Origin of the sequence: Aquisalimonas lutea (assembly GCF_030409225.1) — a bacterium.
In the GTDB taxonomy this organism is placed as follows: domain Bacteria; phylum Pseudomonadota; class Gammaproteobacteria; order Nitrococcales; family Aquisalimonadaceae; genus Aquisalimonas; species Aquisalimonas lutea.
On record NZ_JAUFPK010000007.1, the window covers coordinates 280,677 to 300,816 of the forward strand.

General features: G+C 62.2%; 15 protein-coding genes and 1 pseudogene. 10 read left to right on the top strand and 6 right to left on the bottom strand.

What is annotated here, in order from left to right; translation table 11 throughout:
* Nucleotides 1-236 precede the first annotated feature (236 nt).
* The 5 genes from QWY84_RS19035 to QWY84_RS19055 all read left to right on the top strand — a co-directional run bounded on the left by QWY84_RS19035 (nucleotide 237) and on the right by QWY84_RS19055 (nucleotide 6,891).
* A complete protein-coding gene (locus tag QWY84_RS19035) occupies nucleotides 237-1,172 on the top strand; it encodes an ABC transporter substrate-binding protein (RefSeq protein WP_290204605.1) in 936 nt (311 codons plus the stop codon).
* A complete protein-coding gene (locus QWY84_RS19040; protein ID WP_290204608.1) occupies nucleotides 1,169-3,253 on the top strand; it encodes a putative bifunctional diguanylate cyclase/phosphodiesterase in 2,085 nt (694 codons plus the stop codon). Before QWY84_RS19035 ends, QWY84_RS19040 begins: the two co-directional genes overlap by 4 nt.
* A 57-nt stretch (nucleotides 3,254-3,310) precedes the next feature.
* Nucleotides 3,311-5,041 (top strand): circadian clock protein KaiC, encoded by a 1,731-nt coding sequence (gene kaiC / locus QWY84_RS19045; RefSeq protein WP_290204610.1) that lies wholly within the window; start codon nucleotides 3,311-3,313, stop codon nucleotides 5,039-5,041.
* A gap of 5 nt (nucleotides 5,042-5,046) precedes the next feature.
* The gene (locus QWY84_RS19050; protein WP_290204612.1) at nucleotides 5,047-5,340 is read left to right on the top strand and encodes a circadian clock KaiB family protein; all 294 of its coding nucleotides are present in this window, start codon (nucleotides 5,047-5,049) and stop codon (nucleotides 5,338-5,340) included.
* A 474-nt stretch (nucleotides 5,341-5,814) separates the two neighbouring features.
* Nucleotides 5,815-6,891, top strand: a complete 1,077-nt coding sequence (locus QWY84_RS19055; RefSeq protein ID WP_290204614.1) for a GGDEF domain-containing protein — start codon at nucleotides 5,815-5,817, stop codon at nucleotides 6,889-6,891.
* Nucleotides 6,892-7,124: 233 nt separating this feature from the next.
* On the opposite strand, the gene QWY84_RS19060 is transcribed toward QWY84_RS19055, so the two are convergent.
* From QWY84_RS19060 to QWY84_RS19080, 5 genes are read right to left on the bottom strand one after another with little or no spacing between them, the layout of a single operon-like run.
* Nucleotides 7,125-8,009 (bottom strand): HpcH/HpaI aldolase/citrate lyase family protein, encoded by an 885-nt coding sequence (locus QWY84_RS19060; protein WP_290204615.1) that lies wholly within the window; start codon nucleotides 8,007-8,009, stop codon nucleotides 7,125-7,127.
* A complete protein-coding gene (locus QWY84_RS19065) occupies nucleotides 8,006-8,503 on the bottom strand; it encodes a MaoC family dehydratase (RefSeq protein WP_290204616.1) in 498 nt (165 codons plus the stop codon). The genes QWY84_RS19060 and QWY84_RS19065 overlap by 4 nt, the downstream gene beginning before the upstream one ends.
* Entirely contained in the window at nucleotides 8,500-10,485 is a 1,986-nt protein-coding gene (locus QWY84_RS19070) for an acetyl/propionyl/methylcrotonyl-CoA carboxylase subunit alpha (RefSeq protein WP_290204618.1), read from the bottom strand. The genes QWY84_RS19065 and QWY84_RS19070 overlap by 4 nt, the downstream gene beginning before the upstream one ends.
* Nucleotides 10,486-10,502: 17 nt before the next feature.
* A complete protein-coding gene (locus tag QWY84_RS19075) occupies nucleotides 10,503-12,095 on the bottom strand; it encodes an acyl-CoA carboxylase subunit beta (RefSeq protein WP_290204619.1) in 1,593 nt (530 codons plus the stop codon).
* Nucleotides 12,096-12,114: 19 nt separating this feature from the next.
* A complete protein-coding gene (locus tag QWY84_RS19080; RefSeq protein ID WP_290204621.1) occupies nucleotides 12,115-12,726 on the bottom strand; it encodes a TetR/AcrR family transcriptional regulator in 612 nt (203 codons plus the stop codon).
* A gap of 441 nt (nucleotides 12,727-13,167) precedes the next feature.
* Between QWY84_RS19080 and QWY84_RS19085 the strand changes: the two genes are divergently transcribed.
* Both QWY84_RS19085 and QWY84_RS19090 read left to right on the top strand, forming a co-directional pair.
* Nucleotides 13,168-14,493 carry an ABC transporter substrate-binding protein gene (locus QWY84_RS19085; protein ID WP_290204622.1) on the top strand — a complete coding sequence of 442 codons (1,326 nt, stop codon included), beginning with the start codon at nucleotides 13,168-13,170 and terminating at the stop codon, nucleotides 14,491-14,493.
* 98 nt (nucleotides 14,494-14,591) lie between these two features.
* Nucleotides 14,592-15,740 carry an acyl-CoA dehydrogenase family protein gene (locus QWY84_RS19090; protein WP_290204624.1) on the top strand — a complete coding sequence of 383 codons (1,149 nt, stop codon included), beginning with the start codon at nucleotides 14,592-14,594 and terminating at the stop codon, nucleotides 15,738-15,740.
* A gap of 165 nt (nucleotides 15,741-15,905) precedes the next feature.
* Here the strand turns inward: QWY84_RS19090 and QWY84_RS19095 are convergent, their stop codons facing one another.
* Nucleotides 15,906-16,181: a DUF4242 domain-containing protein gene (locus QWY84_RS19095; protein ID WP_290204626.1), complete on the bottom strand. Its 276-nt coding sequence runs from the start codon at nucleotides 16,179-16,181 to the stop codon at nucleotides 15,906-15,908.
* Nucleotides 16,182-16,262: 81 nt separating this feature from the next.
* On the opposite strand from QWY84_RS19095, the gene QWY84_RS19100 reads away from it, so the two are divergent.
* From QWY84_RS19100 to QWY84_RS19110, 3 genes and pseudogenes are all read left to right on the top strand, one after another.
* Nucleotides 16,263-16,925 (top strand): TetR/AcrR family transcriptional regulator, encoded by a 663-nt coding sequence (locus tag QWY84_RS19100; RefSeq protein WP_290204628.1) that lies wholly within the window; start codon nucleotides 16,263-16,265, stop codon nucleotides 16,923-16,925.
* A gap of 168 nt (nucleotides 16,926-17,093) precedes the next feature.
* A pseudogene (locus QWY84_RS19105) lies at nucleotides 17,094-17,336 on the top strand (IS3 family transposase); the annotation flags it as partial.
* A 1,341-nt stretch (nucleotides 17,337-18,677) separates the two neighbouring features.
* Complete coding sequence (locus QWY84_RS19110; RefSeq protein ID WP_290204629.1) at nucleotides 18,678-20,066, top strand: hypothetical protein; 1,389 nt, start codon at nucleotides 18,678-18,680, stop codon at nucleotides 20,064-20,066.
* Nucleotides 20,067-20,140: the final 74 nt, after the last annotated feature.

A 20,140-nucleotide genomic window follows, 5' to 3' on the forward strand; every position in this document is an offset into this window, starting at 1 on the left:
CAGAGTCGTCTCGGCGCCAGTCGCATCGTTGTCATCCGATCGTTTATCATCAAACAACGTCAACGGCTAATCCTTGGGCGACGTTGAGTTTTCGTCGGAAAACGTGCTCACACCAGCAGTGGTCTTTTACCCCGGCCCGGTTCGTCCGAGTCCTCGCTGCACGGTGTTTCGCATGCGTCATCGCGTTAATCACCGGTGAAGCGGCCATCGCGAACGACGCTGGCGCAGAGATTCGCGTGGCCGGCGTGTCCTATCTCGGTGATCTGCCCACGGTCATCGCGGACCGCCGGGACTACTTTCGCGCCGACGGGAACACGATCTCGGTTGCATATTCGAAGTCGGGACAAGAGAACTTGGCGCGCCTGCGCAGCGGAGAAACCGATTTCGCCCTGATGGCGCTCACGCCCCTCACCCTGGACTTCATCGCCGATGAAACACCCGGCCAGCCCGATGATCCGGTGATCCTCGCAAGCTTGGTGCACTCCACGCGCCTCAACCAGGTCGTCACCCTGGAGGGCTCCGGCATACGCAACCCCGACGACCTGCGCGGCCACCGCGTTGGGCTCATGCGCGGGACGAACGCGGAGTTCATTTGGTGGCTATTCGCGACCTACCACCAAATCGGGCCTGACGACGCGGTGTTGAGTGACCAACCCACGTCGGCACTATCCGATGCTCTGGTCGAAGGCGATATTGACGCGGCGGTGCTGTGGGAGCCCTGGACGTCGCGACTGCGGGAGCGCGTCGGCGAACGCGTCCGCGTTCTGCCAGGGAGCAACCTGTACACAGCAAAGTGGGTACTTGTCGCACAACGGCGCACGATCAATGAGAACCCCGAAGTCGTCGAAGCCCTTTTCAAAGGGTATCAAAGGGCAATCGCGTTCATCACGAACAGGCCAGATACGGCCATGCGCACCTATGGACGCCACACGGAAACGGAGATTCGCCATGTCGAGGCCCAGTGGCAAGCACTCGACTTCCATCTGAACCTGAACTGGACGGTAATCGCCACCATACAGCAGCAATTGGATTGGGCGCGGAGCGCGGGCTACGAGATGGCTAATCCGGAAGTGCGCGTTCGCGACCTCATCGAAGCGGGACCACTGCGTTCTCTTGCCCCCGGAGTCGTCGGCGTGCCCGATCACACCGGAAGCCGTGAGGACGTGCAGTGAGGCTGATCCACCTGTCCATCGCCAGCATTGTCTTCTGTCTTGTCGGCCTCGTCGTGCTCGCGGTGGTCGCCGTGACGAGCATCCATCGGATGGAGACAAAAAACGCCGAGATCGCGGAACTGCTTGAACTGAGCAAGCGGATCGACGACATCTCTGCCGCCAGCGACAGCCTGCTGCTCTTTGGCGCCGATCCGGATTTGTGGGAGGCGTTCCAGGCCGACCTCCGCCGGATCCAGGAGCGCCTGGAGCGCTTCGACACGTCCTACCCCAATGCAGCACAGGGTGCCAGGCAAATCGCCCTTATCCACGAGGTGCTACGCTCAGCCGCAGCGAGTGATGCACAGCCGGCCTCCCCCGAAGGGAGCCGGTCCAGCCGTGCATTGTCGCCGCTGGACATCTCAGCGCGTAGCCGCATTATCATGAATCAGGTCGCAGGCCACGGTATCGCGCTCGACCAATCCCTCGATCGCCTGGTCCGGAAGCGCCGCGAGGACATCGCCCAGGAGTCCCGCTGGATTACCGGGACGTTCGCTGGCTCCGCCCTGTTGTTTGGTGGCCTCTGCGTCGCCGCCTTTGGCCTGATCCATCACCGCCTCGGTGGGCCGGCACACTCGATCGCGCAAACCGTCAACCGGGTGCGAAGGGGCAACCCGAACGCAAGAGCGCAGATACGGGGCACGGACGAAATGGCGATGCTGGCCGGCAGCATTAACGATTTGCTGGACGAGCAGCAGCAAGCGCAAGCACGCCTGGACGAACAGCAGCAAAAGCTCAATCGGCTTGCCTATGACGACCAGCTCACAGGCCAGCTCTCCCGCAATGGGTTCATTCGAGCTGTCACCGAGCGATTGCAGATGGAGGGCTGGCAACGTGCCACCACCATGGTCATGCTGGACATCGACGACCAATGGAACATCAACGACGCCCATGGCTACGCCTCCGGGGACGCCTTCCTCGTCCGGGTTGGCGAACGCCTCATGAGCGCCGCTGGCGAGAACGCCCTGGTCGGGCGTGTTGGCGGCGATGAGTTCGTCGTTTTCCTTCCTGCGAACGACGAAACGTCTGCTAGCGAGATGCGATCGGCGTTGGGTGCGGCCTTTGATGCACCGTTTTCGCTGAGCGGCCTTTCCGTCGAAGCGAACGCCCATTTTGGATACACCGAGCTCGGCGATCGACAGCGGGAGCCGGAGACAGTCCTGCGGGAGGCAGAACTCGCGCTGTTCCACGGACGCGAGAACGCCGGCGGCCAGTGGTTCGCCTATACGGAGAGCCTCTATGAGACAACGCGCCAGCGCATCGACATTGTCCAGGAGCTACGCAATGCGCTCGTCAACGACGAGTTCGAGCTTCACTTCCATCCGAAAGTCGTCCTAAAGACCGGGGAGGTGGCCGGCTGCGAAGCGCTCGTGCGCTGGCACCACCCCGAGCGCGGTTTGCAGTCACCGGCGGTCTTTGTCGAGATCGCCGAGCAAAGCCAGCTCATGATTCCCATCGGTGAATGGGTCCTGAACGAAGCTTGCCGGCACCTGCGGGAATGGCATGACGCGGGGTTCAATGTGGGCCACATGGCCGTCAACGTCTCCCTCGTCCAGTTCCAGGTCGGTGACTTTACGCAGACCGTTCGCGACGCGCTTGAACGCCACCGACTCCCGCCCAACGCGCTCACGCTCGAGATTACGGAAAGTGTCTTCGCGCTCGAATCGGCCGAGCTTCTCAATCAACTGCGCGAGTTGCGCGAGCTGGGTGTGCGTTTGTCACTGGATGATTTCGGTACGGGTTATTCGTCCCTGATGTACTTGCAGAAATACCCGTTCGACGAAATCAAGATCGACAAGGGGTTTGTGCGCGACATGCTGGAGGATCGCTACAGCCACGCAATCGTGCGCATCGTGATGAACCTCGCCGAAACGCTTGAAGCCAGTGTCATCCCCGAGGGCGTGGAGACGAAGGCGATGCAGGATGCTCTGATTGCTCTCGGATGCCATATCGGTCAGGGCTTCTACTACAGCGTCCCCTTGGAGAGCGAAGACTTCCGCTGGCTTCTGGACCACCGCTCGCCGCTTCCCTTGCCGCGCACATGACACTGCACTGGATGGGGGCAAGCGATCTACACTTTGAAACATGCGACGGAATCGATCATGACCACGCACACGTCGAGACTGATCAAGCAGCCGACACACATTGCCGGACTCGACGCACTCACCGTAGGCGGCCTTCCGGCGAGCGGGACCACCCTGGTTATCGGACAGCCATCGGCGGGCAAGACGGTTCTCGGACTGCAACTGCTCGCCGAAGCCCTTGACCAGCAAGAGGGTGGAATCTTTGTTTCCTTCGAAGAGTCTCAGGAGCAAATCCGCCGCAGCACCGAATCCTTCGCTTGGGGCGCTCACCTCACGAACGCCGACGAAGTCCGGTTCATTGATGCCCGCCCACCGATGGAGGCGACGGCGGCCGGTGCGTTTGATCTGGAGGGCTTGCTCGCTCTCATTGCTGCGCAAGCCGAACAAGGCCGCACCGCATGGGTCGTATTCGATGGCATCGATCAGCTCCTGCGCATGCAGCCGGATGAGCATACGGCGGCGATGCAGATTCGTCATCTCGACACGTGGTGCCGGGACAAAGGCCTCGCCGCCATCCTCACGGCAAAACAAACGTACGCCGGCCGAACCGAGGCCGCGTACCTTGAGGGCGTCGAGTTTCTGTTGTCCACGATCCTCGTTCTGTCCACTGAACTCGTGGGGCGCCGACTCAACCGGCGCTTCCGCATTGCGAAATACCGCGGCAGTGCCCACGAGACCGACGAAGTCGCCATGGTGCTCGACAACGATGGCATCCACTTGCCTTATTCGCCCCACGGTGAAGGGATGCAGAGAGCGCAATCCATCCGCGTGGGCTCCGGGATCCCCCGTCTCGACAGCGTCCTCGGTGGGGGCGTCTACTGCGGCTCAAGTATCCTGATCTCGGGCCAACCCGGCACGGCAAAGACCACGCTTGCCGTGTGCTTTGCGCAGGCGGCAGCCCAGCGCGGCGAGCGTGTTCTGTACATCAGCTTCGACGAGCTCGCTGACCGCATCGTGCGCAACGTCTCCTCCGTAGGAATCGACTTGCAGCCGCAACTCGACAAAGACCTACTGCACATCGAGTCGCGGGAGGCATGGAGTGCCCTTGTCGAAGAGCACTACATTGCCATCGTCAACCTGCTCGATCAGCTCAACCCGGCGTGCGTCGTCATCGACCCCGTGTCCGCCTTGCTGAAAGCCAACAGCGCCGAGAGCGCATTTGATACCACGGAACGCCTGATCGCCCTGTTTCGCAGGCGAGGGATCACAACGATCCTGACATCCCTATCTGAGCAAGGTGACGTCGACAACGAATCTACGCTGAGTCACGTCTCGACGCTAGCGGATACCTGGATCACGCTTGACTATCGCATTCACGGCGGTGAGCGAAACCGTGCCTTGTCGGTTGTGAAATCCCGCGGCTCGGCGCACTCCAACCAGGTCCGGGAGCTGTTGCTCTCGGACGCCGGGCCGGATCTTGCCGATGTCTACGAGTATGGATCCCAGGTGCTTATGGGGACCGCCCGAGTCCAAAAAGAAAGCGAAGAGGCAGCCAAGAGCCGGGCTCAAAGTAACGAAAGGGACCACCGTCGCCGCACCCTGCAGCGGGAGTTGGAGGCGGCCCGTCTTCGTCGTCAAGACGCCGAGAACGAAGCCCAGCGCTACCAGGACGAACTCGACCGGGAAGAGCGCGAGGCCAGAGAAGCGCAACAGGAAAGCGATACGCATCAGGGCAGCGTCATTCGGCGACGCGACCCAAGCGATCAAGCCCGACCCTCGCCAGACCGCTGGCAGGACGGGGAGAGCTAAGCATAATGTCCCAGGTTCAGAGCGCAAACACGACACTCACGCTACTCGTTGCCGGGCACGCGCCGCGCTCCGAGCGCGCCCGCGCTCATCTCCACGCGATACTTCGCGAAATCGGTCGCGACGTCGAATCCGTACGCGAGATCGATCTACTGCAGGAGCCGCTACTCACCATCGAGTACGGGATCTTCGCCACACCCGCCCTGATCCGTGAAGATGCTGCGGGCTCGCGGACCATTCTGTATGGCGAGCTGTCGGATACTACGGGCCTGCGCCGCTTTCTCCTCGACAGCGATGGGTAAGCCTCCATATGGGGAACCCTGCGCAACTACAATGCCTCCGGCGCCCCGACCATTCGCTGTGTGGGCGAAGGCGGTAATGTCGCCAGCCGTTGCGGGCTCGCCGAGCCGCATCCAGCGATCACGCTCGTCTCGTTGACATTTGCCGCCTATTCCTTCGTTCCATTGACACCGACGTACAACCAACTTAACCAGCCAACGGCGCTAGTGGTTGGTCCCTCACCACACGCCGTCAAGAATGCGACCGGCTCTATATCGGCATACGGACACCGGCTCCGTGGGGTTCTGTGACGCATCCCCATATCGCTCGCCGACTTCTGCGAGGCGCATCACGTCACGTATCGAACCGTATCCGTAACATTGTGATGTTTTGAAGTCCGATTTCGTCTAAGAGGGCAAATTGCGCATCACCCGGATTACAGTAACGACCCTAACAATCTTCACGACGGTCGCGCCCGCATCAAGTGAGTACCCACAGTGAACAATCGTAGTCGACAACAGACCGAGTTCAGTCCGATTTCACGCCTATGCCAATGGCTACGACGGCAATTCATCCACAACGATCAACGCACATCGTTGGTAAGCGTTTTTCTTACGGCTTTGGGTGCCGTCGCCTTGGTTTTCGGCGTATCCAATCTCCTCTATTTTGATCTTTATCTGCTCGGACTCATTGAACTCGCTTTCTTTGCAGGCATTGTTGCCGGTTTAATCGATCTTCGTCGCAACAAGGCAATCAATCGTGTCTCCTGGTTGGCTGTGATCGCTTTTGGCGGAATTTCCCTGATTTTCTATGGGCTCATTCAGGGGGCATATGACGCGTCGGTCTGGCTGTTGTGGTTTCCCTTTGTCGCCTTCTCTCTCCTCGGGACGCGACGTGGGCTCAGCGCTGTAGCCGTTTATGGCCTGATCGTCATCGGCATCATTCTCGTCAACTTTTGCCAGTGGCCATCGATTAGCGACGTCGAGACTATATCGAACATCCTCGGCGCCATGACAGCCATCATCTGGATGACGTTCTATCAGGCGCGTATTACGGAGCGAGCCTACCATCGCATCTCGGAACTCGCGCACACCGACGTACTGACTGGTATCTCGAACCGGCGATCATTTGTCCAGCAGTTCGACACAGCCCGAGCAGCGCGAGCAACACGTCACCGGCGAGGCGCCTTGCTGTTGGCGGACATCGACAACTTCAAGGAGATTAACGACACCCACGGCCATGCAGCAGGTGACGCGGTAATCAAGGAAGTAGGTGATCGGATAGCCACTGCGGTCCGGCAGGACGACATTGTCGGACGACTTGGGGGCGAAGAGTTTGGTGTGCTCCTAATGGACTGCGACGTTGACGAAGCCGTTGCGCGGGCGGACGAACTCCGAATCCGTATCGCGGGCGAGTCTATTGCAGATGAGTTCCAAGTTACCGTCAGCATTGGCGTTGCTTCGATCAACGGATCTTGCGATGAATTTGCGGCAGTGTTCGCCGCAGCCGATGAGGGCCTGTACAAAGCGAAGGCGGCTGGGCGGAATCGAACGGTATTCGCTAGTTCTCGATAAGCTCGGATATGACGCGAAGTAGTCTGAACGGCGTACGAATTGACTGTACATAACCCAATAGCGATTCCAATAGCGGAAATCGATGGCGACCAGTTGACTGTCTTTTATGGCTCGCACATCGCCGTCCAGTATTGCAATCGTAGACAACGTGGAACCCCGCTACCGATCACGAAGCGCCGGATCCGTCGGCGAGGAGGGGGTATTCGCAGGCGCAGCGGCCCCGCTCCAGGACATCAAAGAGGTTGGCCCTCCGGCTTGATTTGCTCGGCTAGGCGAAGGAGGCGTTGTGCGCGCAGGAAATGCGGTTTGTCGATCATTCGGCCGTCCAATGTGGCAACGCCGCTTCCATCTTCCCGGAGTGCCAGAATGCGACGCGCCCAGTCGAGTTCTTCTTCGGTGGGGGTAAATCCACTGTTGATGATGTCGATCTGATTGGGGTGGATTGCTGCTTTCGCCTGGAAGCCCATGTTGCGGGCAACTTCAACCTCGGTGGCGAGGCCTTCCGAGTCGTCGAGGCTCGTGTACACGGCGTCTATGGGCGTGGCGTCCACGGCGGCAGCAGCATAGAGACACAGATCCCGGCTTAGCGTGAATGGGGGTGCGTAACCACCGGTCGCATCTCGCGTGCGAGAGGAGCCAAGCTCCGCTGATAGGTCCTCTGCGCCCCAGAGGAGCCCGAAGAGCCTTGGATGGCTGAGTCCGCCTCCGGACAGCGCGAGCACGGCGGCAGGCGTCTCGGTAGCGATGGCGAGCAGGCGGATCGAGCCGATGGGCAAGCCCTCGCGTGCCTCCAGGGCGGATAGGTAGTGCCCGATCGTGTCCACCTGCTCCTGCGATTCGCATTTCGGAATAACGATCCCGTAGGGCGCTCCTGCCACCACGGCCGCAAGGTCCTGCAGGAGCAACTCCGACCCGGGCGGGTTCACCCGGACGAAGCACAGGGGCTGCGAGGCCTGGCGGGCGCGCAAGTATTCACTGGTCGTTTTGCGCGCCTCGGCCTTGTTTTCAAGCGCAACGGAATCTTCCAGGTCAACGATAACGGCGTCGGCCCGGGACTGCGCCGCCTTGGTGATCTTGCGCTCACTGTCCCCGGGTGCGAAGAGTAGCGAGCGAATCATCCCGCCTCCTCCTTATCCATCCGGCGCATCAGCGCGGCCCGCTTGCAGATGGCGACTTCGTCTCCATTCTGGTTGTACGCCGAGTGGAGGAAGGACACGATGCCGGCGTCCGGCCGTGAATTACTCGTGCGCATGTCCTCAACGGTGGTGCGCACCTTGAGGGTGTCACCTTGGAAGACCGGTTTCGGGAAGCGCACGTCGGACATGCCCAGGTTGGCGATGGTCGTCCCGAGCGTCGTGTCGTTTACGGACATGCCGATCATCAGCCCGAGGGTGAAGAGGCTATTGACAAGGGGTCGATGGAACTCCGTTGTCGCGGCGAAGTGTGCGTCGAGATGGAGCGGCTGGGGATTCATGGTCATTGTGCTGAACATGACGTTGTCCGCTTCCGTCACGGTCCGGGACCATTCATGGTCGAACACCATCCCGACTTCAAACTGCTCGTAGCGTAATCCGGCCATTGAACCCTCCCGGGATTTGCCGATCGCGATCAACTCGCTTCCGTGAAAGATGGCTCGATTTCCACGAGCAGCGCATGGGCACCGACGGTATCGCCAGAGGCGCAGTGGATCGTCTTGACCGTGCCCTCCTGCGGTGCCTTGAGTTCGAACACGAGTTTCATGGCATCCATGGCGACGATGGGCTCGCCCTTGCTGACGGTCTGCCCAACCTCGACGTGGACGTCGGTGACCAGGCCCGGAATGGACGAAGTGACGTCCGAGGCGGATGCGGTCTCGTGGCGTGCGGCACTGGCCATGGCCTCGACCCAGGATCGGACCGTAAAGGTCATGGTGCGCCCTTGCTTGATCAGATAGACGCGGTCGCCGTCGACCCACCAGTCGATCTCACCGGCGGCGTTCCGCTGTAGGGGAATTCGTAGGTCCGTTGGGCGGTCGTCAACGCGGCCGGTCAACACGTCGTTCTCGAGCACCAGATCAACGGCGACCGGGTCGCCATCGGTTGGCCGAACCTCGTATCGGGAGCGACCGGCGCGTGCGGGAACGGCGGCGACGCGGAATCCGGCAAGGCGACGCCACGGGCCGACGCCGGACTGGCGCCGATAGCCCTCCAGAGCTACGGCCGCCGCGGCGGCAACGGCGGCGCGGTCATCCGGTGGTTCCGGTTGCCACCCCTCGGGGAATGCCTCGCTGATGAAACGGGTCGTCAGCACGCCGTCGCTGAACGACGGGTGACGCAGAATATCCCGAAGGAAGGCCTGATTCGTGTCGACGCCGAGGATCTGCAGGTGCTCCATGGCGCGGGTGAGCCGTCGAGTGGCCACGGCCCGGCTGGAGCCGTGCGCGATCACCTTGGCCAGCATGGAATCGTAGTACGGCGTGACCTCGGATTGCTCCCCAACACCAGAGTCAGTGCGTACGCCTTCAAGCTGCGGCTCCCGATATCGCGCGATCAGCCCGAGATTCGGACGGTAGTCGGCGGACGGGTCTTCAGCGTTCACCCGCGCCTCGATGGCCGAGCCGTTCACCCGGATGGCGTCCTGCGTGAGCCCGAGGGGCTCGCCGGACGCGACCTGCAACTGGAGCTCAACAAGGTCGAACCCCGTCACCAGCTCGGTCACCGGGTGCTCGACCTGGAGGCGGGTGTTCATCTCGAGGAAGTACGGCTCGGTATCACCGGCATCGAGGATGAACTCCACGGTGCCGAGCGAGTCGTAGCCGATTGCCTCGGCAAGGCGTACGGCCCGGTCAAGGAGCTTCTCGCGTACGCTGTCATCGAGATTGGCCGCAGGTGCTTCTTCGACGACTTTCTGGTAGTTGCGCTGAATCGAGCAGTCCCGTTCGAAGAAGTGCACGACATTCCCGTGGTGATCACCGGCGATCTGCACCTCCAGATGCCGAGGGTGCTCGATGTACTTCTCAAGGAGGACGCGCTCGTCGCCGAAGGCCGCTTTCGCTTCTCTCTTGGCAAAGTCCAGCGCGTCGGCGAAGGCGGCCGCGTCCTCGACGAGGCGCATGCCTTTACCGCCGCCACCGGCGCTCGCCTTGATCAGCACCGGGAAGCCGATGCGCTGCGCTTCCCGCTGGAGACGCTCAGCCGACTGATCTTCGCCATAATAGCCGGGCACACCTGCCACGCCGGCCTCCTCGGCGATGGCCTTGGACTCGATCTTGGAGCCCATGGCCTGAATGCAGGACGCTGATGGGCCGATCCATGTCACGCCGTTCTGCGCGCAGCGTTGCGCGAGCTGATCATTCTCCGAGAGAAAGCCGTATCCGGGGTGGATCCCTGCCGCCCCGTGGGCAAGGCAGGCGTCCATGATGGTGTCAGCCCGAAGGTAACTCTCGGCAGCCGGTGAGGGGCCGATACAATGACTTTCGTCGGCCATTCGAACGTGCCTGGCATCGGCGTCGGCTTCGGCGAAAACGGCAACGGTGCGGATGCCGAAGCGTTGGCAGGTACGTATGATGCGGCAGGCAATTTCACCGCGGTTGGCAATAAGGACCGATTCGAGCACAGGTCTCTCCCAGGCCGTTACATGCGATAGACAGGGGAAGGCCCTGTCTCCTGCGGGATGGCGGCGGTGAGCGCAAGGCACAGGCCGAGCACATCGCGGGTCTCGCCGGGCTCGATGATGCCGTCGTCCCACAAACGGGCTGTGGCGTAATACGGGTCGCTTTGCTCGGTGAACTGCCGCCGTGTCTCGTCGACGAGATCCTGCATTTCGTCATCCGAGGCGTCGCCGCGTTGCGAGCTCTTGCCCCGCAGCTCGGTGAGCACGGTCGTCGCGACATCCGGGCTCATGGTGGCAATGCGTGCATTCGGCCACGCGAACAGGAAATTGGGCTGGAAGCCGCGGCCGCACATGCCGTAGTTCCCCGCTCCGTAGGATCCGCCGATGATGACGGTCAGACGAGGAACACGGGCGTTGGACACGGCATAGACCAGCTTCGCGCTGTCCTTCGCAATCCCCGCCCGCTCTGCCTCCGTTCCGACCATGAACCCAGTGATGTTCTGCAGGAACAGAAGCGGAATGTTGCGCTGATTGCACAACTCGATGAAGTGCGCCCCCTTGAGAGAGGACTCGGAGAAGAGCACGCCGTTGTTGGCCAAGATGCCGACCGGATGTCCGTGAATGCATGCCGTGCCGCAGACCAGGGTCTCACCCCATTCCGGCTTGAACTCCTGGAATGCACTGTCGTCCGCTAAGCGGAGGATGATCTCGCGCACGTCGTAGGGCGTCTGCGCGTTCTCCGGCACGATGCCCGGAATCTCCGCGGGATCGAAGCGCGGTGGCGAACCGGCGCGCTCGGGGGGTGGTGCCCTGTCCAGCGCTCCGACGATGTCCCGCACCTTGGAGAGTGCCTGGGCTTCGGTATCGGCCAGGTAGTCGGATACGCCCGAGACACGGGTGTGCATCTCCGCTCCGCCGAGGGTCTCCGCGTCAACGTCTTCATTGATCGCGGCCTTGACGATGGATGGTCCACCGAGGTGAATGCGGGCGTTGCCACGGACCATGACCACCTCGTCCGACAGCGCCGGAATGTAGGCGCCACCGGCGGTGCACCCGCCGAAGACAGCGGATATCTGCGGAATGCCTCCGGCCGACATCTGGCACTGCTTGAAAAAGGCGGTTCCGAAGTGGTCCTTGTCGGGGAACACCCGGTCCTGCTCGGGCAGGTACGCGCCTCCACAGTCGACGAGATAGATGCAGGGCAGGTCGTGCTGCTCAGCGATCTCCTGGGCGCGAAGATGCTTCTTGACGGTCTCGTGGAAGAAGCTGCCGCCCTTCACCGTGGCATCGTTGGCGATGATCATGCAGGGCAGGCCCTGGATGATGCCCACGCCGGTCACAATGCCGGCGGCGGGCACACCGTTGTCGTACATCATCCATGCGGCGAGCGGGCTGAACTCGAGGAACGGGCTCAGGGGGTCGAGAATCAGATCGATGCGCTCGCGCACCGGGGTCTTACCGCGCTCGCGGTGGCGGCGCATCATCGCCTCACCGCCGCCTCCGACAACCGCCTCGTGGCGCTCGCGCAATGTCTCCAGCAGGGCGTCGTACGCCTGGCGGTTCGCCTCGAATTGCGGCGAGTTTGTGTCGACCTGGCTTTCAAGTAGTGGCATGTCCGTGTGTCCTGACCGTCTATTGGTTACTTGTCATGATTCCCCGGAGAAACAGCTCCGCCATGTCATCGGCCATTTGCTGCAGACGGCCCGATTCGGGCGTCCCCCATTCCAGGGACGCATTCATCGCGCCGAGCATGAACGTCGAGATAAAGCGCCTGGAGACGTCGCCGCGCAGGCTGCCCTGGGAGACACACCGCCCCAGCAGGGCAATCCAGAGGTCTTCATAGGCGATGCGTATCGGCTTGTGCGCATTGCGCACGTGCTCAGGCACCTGCCCGTAAATGCGCACGTTCGCCGAGGAGTAGTCACCGAGCTCATGGAGAGCTGCCAGGTGAGCGCGCACGGCCGTGCGGACCAGCGTATGGCTGTCCGCATCGGGCGGCAGCTCGGCCGTGCTTCGCCACACTTCGTCGTGAACCCGCTGGACGCCCATGTTCAGTACCTCGGTGATGATCTCCTCCTTGGAGGCGAAGTGGTAATAGAGGCTGCCGGATTTCATGTTGCTCGCCGCCGCGATTCGCCGAAGGCTTGTCGCCGCGTACCCTTCCGTACGAAACAGCCTCGCCGCGCAATCAAGGATGATCCGCCTGGACGTTGCCTCCTTCTCCTGAACTCTGGGTTGATTCATTGCTCTCGGCTCCTGCCTATCAAGTGTTAGGTTGTTTGCGGGCCCTTGTCAAGAAATTATACCCCGCGATCAGCCTCGATTGCTGCTCTTTTGCCGGTCGTTCGCCCGGTAGAAAAGTCTCCTGGCCAGGACGGGCTGATCCGTGTTGGGGCGCCCAATCGCTTTGTTCTGTATGGGTAGGGAGCATTTGCGGGTGCAACATTGATTGTGTTTGACAACCGTCACTCGTGTCGTACTCTTAGAAAATAACCTATCAAGCGTTAGGCATTCTCTGAGGCATCTGATCGGTGCTGTGGGCAGATGCTGCAACGCGAACGGCTCATGGGCGGTGGCGCATGAAAGCCGGGTCGGCCCTGTGCAGTTCGAGGCAAGCCTTGAGCGAGCGCGCACGAGGGCCGGCACACAAGACGGGCGCAAACGCCCGATGGAGGAGTAAGCACAATGCGACAAACGATGGTTCGAACGCTAAGCACAGTGGGGCTCGGGGCGATCCTCGGCATGACCGGCCTCTTTGCAGCCCAGGCACAAGCGCAGGAACAGTATCTGCCAAGCCTCGTATACCGGACTGGTCCGTACGCGCCGGGCGGGATCGGTATCGCCGATGGCATCTCGGACTACATCACGCTGATTAACGAGCGCGATGGCGGGATCAACGGCGTGCGCATCGAGCTTGAAGAATGCGAGACGGGGTATGAGACCGACCGCGGTGTCGAGTGCTATGAACGGCTCAAGGACCGCGGTAGCGGAGCAACCGTGGTGGCCCCGTGGTCCACGGGGATCGCCTACGCGCTGATCCCGAGGGCCCGGGAGGACGGCATCACGCTGCACACGCAGAACTACGGCCGTGCCGACGCCGCCTACGGGCCGGTGCTCGACTGGGTGTTCACCGTTCCTGGCACATACTGGTCCAACACCACGGTGATGATGCAGTACATCGCCGACGAGGCGGGAGGCTGGGACAACCTCAGCGGCAAGACCATTGTCCACGCCTACCATGATTCGGCCTACGGGCGTGAACCGATCCCGCTGCTGCGCGACTACGCGGAGGAGTACGGCTTCAAGCTGGAAGAAATGGCCATTTCGCCCCCGGGGGTCGAACAGAGCTCCGTGTGGACGCAGATCCGCCGAATCCAGCCTGACTGGATCTCACTGTACGGATGGGGCGTCATGACGCCGACGGCGATCCGTACGGCTGCGTCCATGGGCATCGACCGCGAGCGCATGATCGGGAGCATCTATTCCGGACAGGGCGACTCGGTCGAACCGGCCGGGGACGCGGCGAAGGGCTACAAGGCCGTCAACATTCACGGCCCCGGCAGTGACTACGGCGTCTACGACGATCTCCAGGAGCATGTCTACGACGCCGGCCTGGCGGCAGGTGACGAGGATCGACACGGCACCATCGCCTACAACCGCGGTCTCTTGAACGCTGCCTACATCGTCGAGGCTTGGCGTCAGGCGCAGGAGGAGTTCGGCGAAGGCGAGGTCATGAACCGGGAGCAAACGAACTGGGCCTGGAATCAGCTCACGATCACCGAGGAGCGCACCGCAGAACTCGGCATGGAAGGGCTGATGCCCCCGGTAAACGTCACCTGCCGTGACCATGAGGGTGGCGGTCTTGCGCTGATCCAACAGTGGGATGGTGAGCAATGGAATGCCCTGACCGAATTCATGGAACCCGACCGGGACCGCGTCGAGCCGATGTACCGCGAATCCGCCGAGGCGTTCGCCGAGGACAACGGCATCCCGATCAAGGACTGCGACTGAGTCCCTCTGCCGGCTGCACCGGGGGCGGCTGACCGCCCCCGGTGCACCGTCGACAATCATCCTCGGCCCAAGGCCACGATATCCACGGAGCGCTACCAATGAAGTCCATCCATTTCGCCGAGGAGCATGAGCAGCTCCGAACCCAAGTTGCCCGCTTTATCGACAAGGAGGTGCGTCCCGCGGCCCCTGCCTGGGAGGAGGAAGGCATGGTGCCCCGAGAAGTACTCCAAAGCATGGGCGAGATGGGGCTGCTGGGGATTCGCTATCCCGATGCCTTCGGCGGTAGCAACGCGGGCCCGCTCAGCACAGTGGTGTTCGCGGAAGAGTGTGGCAAATCCGGGTTCGGCGGTTTCTCCGCGACCGTCCTGGTACACACCGACATGGCCTCCCCACACTTGGTGCACGCGGGTAACCGGGAGCAGCTCGACCGGTATCTCGGCCCTATTATCCGCGGTGAGCAGATTACGGCGGTCGCCATCACGGAGCCCGATGCCGGCTCCGACGTTGCCGGGCTTCGCACACGCGCACGCCGCGAGGGCGACAGCTACGTGCTCAACGGCAGCAAGATGTTCATCACAAATGGCGTCCATGCGGACGTATACTTCGTTGCAGCCCGTACGAACCCCGAGGCCAAGGGGGCAAGTGGCATCTCGATGTTCATCGTCGAGAAGGATGCCCCCGGATTCAACGTTGGTCGTCAGCTCCAGAAGACGGGCTGGTTGTGTTCGGACACGGCGGAGCTCGTGTTTGACGAGTGCCGGATCCCGGCGGAGAACCTCCTGGGCGAAGAGAACAAGGGGTTCTACTCGGTCATGCAGAACTTCCAGAATGAACGCCTTGTCCTCGCCGCGATGGCCCTCGGTGAGTGCGAGCGCGGCCTGGAAGTTACATGGGACTACGTGCGGGGTCGCAAGGCGTTCGGTGGCGTGCTGTCCGACAAGCAAGGTATTCGCCAGCGCCTGGCCATGCTCGAGGCGCGGGTGAATGCCGCGCAGCAGTTTCTCTACCACGTTGGCTGGCTCATGGAGGAGGACATCGAGTGCACGAAGGACGTGTCGATGCTCAAGGCACTTTGCGGTGAGTTGGTGAACGAGGTGATGTATACCTGCCAGCAGTTCCACGGCGGGATGGGCTACATCCAGGAGAGCGAGATCGAGCGCATGGTCCGTGACGCTCGGATTCACTCCATCGGCGGTGGTGCGACAGAGGTGATGCTGGAAGAGGTCGCGAAGCGCTCGCTCCAGTAGCGTCCAGAACAATCCATGCCGTCAACATAGATCGGTTTCTTCTTCCTGGCGCCCGGCGACATGATGCGGGTTCAAAGATCCCTTCGGGTCGAGGCACGACGAGTTCGGTTTGTGCGCTGTAGAGCTACGGGGCTGTGCCCACCGTAGCTCCATCGTCGGTTGCAGCTACTCTCCCGAGGAAGGATCGGTTACGGCCTTGATCCGGGAGATCCGGTTGGCGGGGACATCCAGGCAGCGGGCATGCTCGTGGATGATGTCTTCGTTGGCGGCAATGTAGACGCAGTAGATCTTGTCATCGCAAATGTAGCTGTTGAGCCACTGCAGCTCCCTCGGGCCGAGCTCGTCGCGCACGGCATTGGATGCACGCGATGCCTCCCGGAGTTGTTCCGCGCTCATCTCGCCCGCCCCGGGGATCTCGCGTTCAATCACGTACTTCGGCATGACTACCTCCCGTTTGCCTCAGTTGCATACCGGTAGTATGTTGTATAGATACTGACAGTATGTATGTCAAGGGGACGACGGATGGTAACGGTTTCGAGAAAGGCAGAGCAGGGGCGAGTGACTCGCGATGCGCTCATCGTGGCGGCACGTAAGGAGTTCGCCAGACAGGGCTATGCCAATGCGTCCGTCGACGACATCGTGCGTCTGGCCGACGTCACCAAAGGCGCCTTCTACCACCACTTCGCGGGAAAGGAGGATTTGTTCCTGCGGGTGTTCGAAAACGTCAAGAAGGAACTCAGCCGCGGCGCGTTCATCACCCACGCCGAGCACGAGCCATTCTCAACGGACGACAGCCACGCGCTGCACCTGGAGCGCTTTACCGCGCAAACGAACGCGGAAGTCTGGGCTGAGCTAAGGTCACGCTGCCGGCGGTACATCGAGCTCCACAGTGACGCTTCCATCCGTCAGATCGTGCTGGTTGATGCCCGCTGGGTCCTCTCCTGGGAAGATTGGCAGCGCGTCGAAAGCGAGTACGGGGTAACGCTGCTGCGCGCCGACCTCCGGCGCGCCATGCAGCGGGGCATCATCAGGCGCCTTCCTTTGGCAATGCTGGCCGCGGTCATCGCTGGCGCGCTCAATGAGGCCTGCTTGCTCGTTGCGAATGCGGCGAATTCAGATGAGGCGCTGGACGAGGCCATGAGCGCCATCGAGCCGATGCTCGACGGTCTACTCGTTGCCGAATAACCGACCCTCCGGATAGGCGCTTCCAATCCAAGTGCACCACCGCCTGCCCTTTGCTCCAATCGGCGGCATCGGTGGCATAGACGCTTGACTCGCACGGTCGAACGGAGGTCTGGTGAGACCCGCAAACTGGAAATGGTCCGTTCGCGGGCGTGGCGTTGTTGCCGGGGCTTTTGCACCGCCCGCAACCTGGAGCCGAGCATGTCGAGGCGCGGCAACTGCTGGGACAATGCGGTCGCCGAGTCCTTCTTCTCCAGCCTGAAGAAAGAACGTGTCAAAAGGCGCATCTACAAAACCCGGGAGCTCGCCCGAGTGGATGTCTTCGACTACATCGAGGTCTTCTACAACCGAACCCGTCGCCACAGCCATCTCGGCGACGTCAGCCCCGAGGCCTTCGAGCGGGCCTCTCCGTGAGGCACCGGAGTGCTCAAGATACTGGGGGAAGTCCAACGACTTAACGCAACCGTCCATGGGAGTGGGGTAGAACCCTTCCGAGATTCTGGCATGCCGGCCACAAAAAACCCCGCCGAAGCGGGGCAAAGGATCTATGGAGGAGAAGATCTCCTTCGCTGTGACCGTAGATCCGCCAGTGCGTTCACCGAGGTCTCATGTACCCTCGCGCCCAGACTCGCCCATTCAGCCGGTCTAGCGTCTGAATTGCGCTCTCAGAGCGTGAGCTAAACACGGTTTGCTCTTATGTTGGCCCCGGCCCTCTCCTTACCGAGAGTCGGGGCATTTTCTTTTGGCCCATACGCGCCTTCCCGCCAGAACGACTCCGGCAGCAATGAGGTCGCCCACCGCTGCTATACTTCCACCCTGCACAACGTGCCCGTGCAGACCCGCTATCCACCCTCAGCGGGTTGGCAATCCCTCAGCGGTTGCCCTGTTGGCCTCGGCCTCTCTCATCCCTGAGAGAACCGGGGCCTTTTCTCGGGTGTGCCGACGAAAATCCCCGGCCGAAGCCGGGGCTGTGGTGTATCGCGATCGGGCCGTCAGTCTCGGATTCGCAGTAGACTCGTCTGCCTTCTTTGCATGCTGTGCCGGCAGGCTCGCGGCCACGAACAACGCATGCTGGTCGACTCTATTATCTTTGGTATCCGCGCTCGCAGCCGCTTCTGACGTGACGAACTCACCGTGACCGGCGTCGCCAGAACGGCGATGCACTTCATTGGAGGGAAGCCAGCCGTTCGCGGTGCTCGACCTCCTATCCAGAGATTTTCCGTGTACGGTCTCGTCGCCTAGATGTGTCCGAGGTCGGTACAGTTTGGCGCAACACGAGACACGGTGGTGATCAGTTCGAGTACTCAGTCGGTATCGACCCTCACCAGACGTCCAGCCATACGAGTCGAGCGTACGCTTCTTAGAGTCGTGCACGCGCCCGAGTGACGGGTCTTGGCCGCGGAGCGACCGCGTAGATATATCGAGCCCGACGCACCTTATCCGTGAGGGGGAGACCACCTCTGCTTTTCCCTGGGGTCCGGGACGCGTTCGCATTTACCAGGTTTGCTCAGTACGTACGTTCCAGGATCCCGAAAACTGCGACTCGGTTCGCTTTTTTCTCTGCGTGCCGCTGGTAGTTCTGCGCATACCGGCATCGAACCAACCAACAACCACGCCGGCAAGAACAACGAGGGCAGGGCAGTGACAAATGCGAATAGCACGGGCGCGCTCCCCGCTTGGGCGGCGCTGACGGGGGGGTGCGTACTGCTCGTCGGGTGTGCCGGGCCACAGTTAACGCCAAAAGAACGCGCGCAGATGCTTCTGGACCTGAATCGAGAGCAGTACGAGGCCTCGCTCGAGGAGGGGCCGCCGGCCCTCGGTACGCCCCGGTTGGAGGCATGGCAGGAGCAGTTCCAGGCCGATTTTGAGCGCTTCGGCCGGTCGCAGGAGGCGTTGTACTCATCGGCGGACGTCGGCGTCTGCGAGCTTACCCGGGAGCAGGCCTACCGGGCGGCCCTGGGTGTGACGCTGGAGGAGCGCACCGCGGAGATGCGCCGGGCGAACGAGCGGCATAAGGCGTTCGAGGTGACGTTCTACGAGCCCACGTTTCGCGCCGTGGTCCTGGAAGGCACCTGCGGGCCGGACGGACTGGAGGGGGAGGCCGTCGCCTCCATGCGGTTGCCGGAGATCTACCAGTGGTCCGGTTCCGGTGGTTCGCACGCCGAACTCTCCGACACGGCGTATCGCGTCCGCGGAACGTTCGAGGCGGGCGAGCCGGTAGGTGAGCACGCCGCTCTCGCCGTGTCCACCAACGCCAAGGGGACGTTCGCCGGTGGCACTTTCCGGGCCGGCACCTATGATGGCCTTTGGCTGCAGGCCATGAAAACCGAGCCCGCCGCGGCCTATTACTACAGTGACTACAGTGCATCGGGCGAGGTGGAGCAGCAGGTGATCTTCCGCCGCCATCCGACCAACGGTGCGGCGACGACGCGGGTGAACACCCGCACGTCGCCGCGCTCACGCAATGTGCGTATGTACCAGGGCGCCAACCTGTTGAAGGAGTTCAGCGAGCTCGATGACGCCTTCCACGGCTGGGCGACCACCTACAACACTGCCGACGGAAGCGTGTGGTTCCGGCATTGCTATCAGGACGGCGAGCACATCGAGGAGGCCGCCTCGTGCCCTGGCCCGTACCTGGCCATTCTCGCCGAGCAGGGCGGCGAGATCAGCGAGGACGAGCGCGCACGCACCCGCGGCCTGGTCATCGAGGGCACCGGCGGGCGCTACATGAGTCCGTTCACCCGCGACGACACGGTGGCAGAGTGGGTAAACCAGGCGCAGAACGTCTCCATGGGCGCGACCGCCGGCTCGGCGGTGGGCGCGGCGGCTGGGGTTGCCGGCGCGGGCGCGGTGATGAGCGAGCTGGGCGAAGGCATGGGCGGCGCCGGCGGGCTCCTGTTCGCCGCTGCCGGTGCGATTATCGGCTCCGCCGCCGGCGAGGAAGCGGGTCGCCAGACCGCGCTTGACGCCATCGGTGGCGAGGCCTTCCTGCGTGAGACCTCGGATCGCTCGTTCGCGTCGCTGGACCACATGGCGCGCTATTTGATCGCGCACTACCACGACAACCCGAACCTGGAGGCGGTGATGCGGGCGACGGTGGACGTCTATCCGGAGTTCGCCGCCGCGGTGGCGCGCGTGCAGTGAGTCACCACCCCGACTTCCAGTGCGTAGCGGCGGTCACCGTCGCGCTCTATCCCGCGTTCCAGGAGCCCCTGGCG

Excerpts from the sequence above, each read along its gene's own strand:
- QWY84_RS19050 (WP_290204612.1), top strand. The coding sequence starts at position 5,047 with ATGTCCCAGGTTCAGAGCGCAAACACGACACTCACGCTACTCGTTGCC.
- QWY84_RS19110 (WP_290204629.1), top strand. The coding sequence starts at position 18,678 with ATGCTTCTGGACCTGAATCGAGAGCAGTACGAGGCCTCGCTCGAGGAG.
- QWY84_RS19080 (WP_290204621.1), bottom strand. The coding sequence starts at position 12,726 with ATGAATCAACCCAGAGTTCAGGAGAAGGAGGCAACGTCCAGGCGGATC.
- QWY84_RS19090 (WP_290204624.1), top strand. The coding sequence starts at position 14,592 with ATGAAGTCCATCCATTTCGCCGAGGAGCATGAGCAGCTCCGAACCCAA.
- QWY84_RS19060 (WP_290204615.1), bottom strand. The coding sequence starts at position 8,009 with ATGATTCGCTCGCTACTCTTCGCACCCGGGGACAGTGAGCGCAAGATC.
- QWY84_RS19100 (WP_290204628.1), top strand. The coding sequence starts at position 16,263 with ATGGTAACGGTTTCGAGAAAGGCAGAGCAGGGGCGAGTGACTCGCGAT.
- kaiC (WP_290204610.1), top strand. The coding sequence starts at position 3,311 with ATGACCACGCACACGTCGAGACTGATCAAGCAGCCGACACACATTGCC.
- QWY84_RS19075 (WP_290204619.1), bottom strand. The coding sequence starts at position 12,095 with ATGCCACTACTTGAAAGCCAGGTCGACACAAACTCGCCGCAATTCGAG.
- QWY84_RS19085 (WP_290204622.1), top strand. The coding sequence starts at position 13,168 with ATGCGACAAACGATGGTTCGAACGCTAAGCACAGTGGGGCTCGGGGCG.
- QWY84_RS19095 (WP_290204626.1), bottom strand. The coding sequence starts at position 16,181 with ATGCCGAAGTACGTGATTGAACGCGAGATCCCCGGGGCGGGCGAGATG.